Source organism: Mitsuaria sp. TWR114 (genome assembly GCF_007997345.1).
On the sequence record NZ_VOSR01000020.1, the window covers coordinates 1 to 3,813 of the forward strand.

Consider the following 3,813-nt stretch of genomic DNA (forward strand, 5'->3'; position numbering starts at 1 on the left):
CAGCGCGCGCGGCCCGCCAGCGCGTCCGCCACTTCCTTGAAGGCCGTCTGCACGGTCTTCTCGTACTGGGCGACCGCGATCTCGCGATTGGCCCTGGCCGCCGCGCGTTGTTCTTCACCCGTCCCGCGTCGAAGATCGGCATCAGCGCCGAGCCCGCGATGCTCCACGCGCTCTGGCTGAACAGGTCCTTCAGCGCGCTGCTGGCCGTGCCCACGCTGCTGGTGAGCGTGATGCTCGGGAAGTAGGCCGCGCGGGCGACGCCGATGTTGGCCTCGGCCGCCCACCAGCTGCTGCTCGGCCGGCGCACGTCGGGCCGCCACCAGCACTGCGAGGGCGCCCGCCAGCAGCGCGCCCATGGTCTGGTCGCTCAGCGGGCGCGCTTGCGGCAGCGCGTCCGGCAGGGTCTGCCCCACCAGCAGCGTCAGCGCGTTCAGGTCCTGCTGGCGCGTGCGCTCGGCCTGGGCCAGGGTGGCCCGCGCCGATTCATAGGACGACTTGGCAGTGCTCAGGTCCAGGTTGGACGCGGCGCCGTTGTCGAACTTCAGCTGCATCAGCTTGAGGCTGTCCTCGCGCGTGGCCAGCGTCTGGCGCGTGAGCGCCAGCAGTTCCTCGTCGGCCTGCACCGCCAGGTAGGCCTGGGCCACGCCCGCGACCAGGCTGATCCGCGCCGAGCGCGCCGCCTCGTCCGTCGCCAGGTACTGGGCGAAGGCCGCGGCGCTCTGGTTCTTGACGCGGCTGAACAGGTCGAGCTCGTAGGAGGTGACCTGCAGCCCCGCCTGGTAGACGCTGACGATCTGGCTGTCGCCGCTGGACGTGGTCTGCGGACCGCGCTGCGCCGACAGTCCGAGGTTGACCGTGGGCCAGCGGTTGGCCGCGGTGACGTTGGCCTGCGCCCGCGCCACGTCGACATTCAGCAGCGCCACGCGCAGGTCGCGGTTGTTCTTCAGCGCGAGGTCGATCAGCTGCTTGAGCCGCTCGTCGCGGAAGAACTGCTGCCATTGCAGCTCGGTGGCGACCTTGGCGTCGGCCGTCTCGGCGCCCGGGCCCTGCGGCCATTGGGGCGCAACCGGTGCCTCGGGGCGCTGGTGCTCGGGCGCGAGGTTCACGCAGCCCGCCAGCAGCGCCACCGTGGCGGCGGCCGCGGCCATCACTGAGAGTTTTCTTTTCATCATCGTCAGACTCCGTCCGCGTTCTTCGCGGCGTGGGCGGCCCGGGTCGCGTCGGGACCGTCGAGCTCATGCGAGTACAGCTTCTGCTGGCGCTCGCTGCCCTTGAAGAAGCGGCGCACCACCAGGAAGAACACCGGCACGAACACCACCGCCAGCACCGTCGCGGTCACCATGCCCGAGAGCACGCCGGTGCCGATCGCCCGCTGGCTCGCCGAGCCCGCGCCCGAGGCGAAGAACAGCGGCGTCACGCCCAGGATGAAGGCCATCGAGGTCATGATGATCGGGCGGAAGCGCAGGTGCGCCGCCTCCAGCACCGACTCCACCAGCCCCTTGCCCTGCGCCTGCAGGTCCTTGGCGAACTCGATGATCAGGATCGCGTTCTTCGCCGACAGGCCGATGATGGTGATCAGGCCGACCTTGAAGTACACGTCGTTGGGCATGCCGCGCAGCGTCGCGCCGAGCAGCGCGCCCAGCAGGCCCAGCGGCACCACCAGCATCACCGACAGCGGGATGGACCAGCTCTCGTAGAGCGCGGCCAGGCACAGGAACACCGCCAGCAGCGAGAACGCCAGCAGGATGCCGGCCTGCGAGCCGGAGAGCTGCTCCTCGCGCGACAGGCCGGTCCACTCGTAGCCGATGCCCGGCGGGAGCTGGCGGATCATCGACTCGAGTTCCTTCATCGCCTGGCCCGTCGAGGCGCCGGCCGCCGCGTCGCCGGCCAGGCGCATCGCCGGATAGCCGTTGTAGCGGGTGGCCTGCATCTGGCCGGTGATCCAGCGGCTGGAGGCGAAGGCCGACAGCGGCACGTTGGCGCCCTGCGCGTTGGTCACGTTGATGGCCAGCACGTCCTCCGGCGTCATGCGCTTGGGCGCGTCGGCCTGCACCACCACGCGCTGCATGCGGCCGGTGCTGGGGAAGTCGTTGACATAGGTCGAGCCCAGCTGGATGCCCAGCGTGCGCGCGATCGTGTCGTAACCGACGCCCAGCGCCTGCGCCTTGTCGCGGTCGATGTCGACCTGCAGCTGCGGCGCGTCCTCCAGTCCGTCGGGCCGCATGCCGGTGATGATCTTGCTCTTCTGCGCCATGCCCATCAGCTGGTTGCGCGCGTTGAGCAGGGCCTCGTGGCCGAGGCCGCCGCGGTCCTGCAGGCGCAGCGCGAAGCCGGTGGCGGTGCCCAGTTCCGGGATCGGGGGCGGCGAGAGCGGGAAGATGAACGCGTCGCGCACGCCCACCATCATCGCGCCCATCACGCGGCCGGCCAGCGCCTGCGCGCTGTGGTCCTTGCCCTTGCGCTCCTCCCAGGGCTTGAGCGGCACGAACACCAGCGCGGCGTTCTGGCCCTGGCCGGAGAAGGAGAAGCCGATCACGCCGATGGTGTCGGCCACTTCCGGCTGCTTGTGCAGGAAGTTCTCGACGGCGGCGACGGCGGCCTCGGTCCGGTTGGAGGTCGCGCCCGGCGGCAGCTGCACGTTGACGATCAGGTAGCCCTGGTCCTCGTTCGGCAGGAAGGAGGTGGGCATGCGGAGGTACAGCCAGCCCACCACCGCGACGACCGCGGCGAAGGCCACCATCATCGTGCCGCTGCGCTTGAGCAGCCGGGCCACCCAGCCTTCGTAGCCCTTGGCGGTGCGCGAGAAGCCGCGGTTGAACCAGCCGAAGAAGCCGCGCTTCTCGTGGTGGTGACCCGCCTCGACCGGCTTGAGCAGCGTCGCGCACAGCGCCGGCGTCAGCGACAGCGCCATCAGCGCCGACAGCGCCATCGAGGCCACCATCGCCAGCGAGAACTGGCGGTAGATGTTGCCCACCGAGCCGGCGAAGAACGCCATCGGCACGAACACCGCGATCAGCACCGTGGTGATGCCGATGATGGCGCCGGAGATCTGGCCCATCGCCTTCTTGGTCGCCTCGCGCGGGCTCAGGCCCTCCTCGCTCATGATGCGTTCGACGTTCTCGACGACGACGATCGCGTCGTCGACCAGGATGCCGATCGCCAGCACCATGCCGAACAGCGTCAGCACGTTGATCGAGAAGCCCAGCGCCAGCATCACGCCGAAGGTGCCCAGCAGCGCCACCGGCACCACCAGCGTCGGGATCAGCGTGTAGCGCCAGTCCTGCAGGAACAGGTACATCACCAGGAAGACCAGGATGATGGCTTCCACCAGCGTCTCGACGACCTGCGAGATCGAGATCTTCACGAACTTCGACGAGTCGTACGGGACGGTGTAGACGACGCCCGCGGGGAAGTACTTCTTCAGCTCCTCCATCCGCTGCTTGATCGCGGTGGCGGTGCCCAGCGCGTTGCCGGTGGGCGAGAGCTGCACGCCGATGCCGGTGGAGGGCTGGCCGTTCAGGCGGGTGTAGGTGGCGTAGCTCTGGCCGCCCAGCTCGATGCGGGCGACGTCCTTGAGCAGCACCTTGGAGCCGTCGGTGTTGGCGCGCAGGACGATCTTCTCGAACTGCGCCTTGTCCTCGAGCTGGCCCTTGACCACGATGGTGGCCGACATCGTCTGGCTGCTCGTGTTCGGGCGGTCGCCCAGCACGCCGGCCGGCACCAGCGCGTTCTGCGCGGAGACGGCGGCGCTGACCTCGGCCGGGCTGAGGTTGTAGGACTGCATCTTGGCCGGGTCCAGCCAGATGCGCATCG

2 protein-coding genes are annotated in these 3,813 nt (G+C 69.6%); both read right to left on the reverse strand.

The genetic code is table 11. The features are described from left to right. A partial coding sequence (locus FUT87_RS01195) for a TolC family protein (RefSeq protein WP_186830301.1) occupies window positions 1-1,148 on the reverse strand: 1,148 nt, incomplete at its 3' end. Between the two features lie 26 nt (window positions 1,149-1,174). After that, the coding region (locus tag FUT87_RS01200) for an efflux RND transporter permease subunit (protein ID WP_147239823.1) at window positions 1,175-3,813 on the reverse strand (2,639 nt) is incomplete at its 5' end.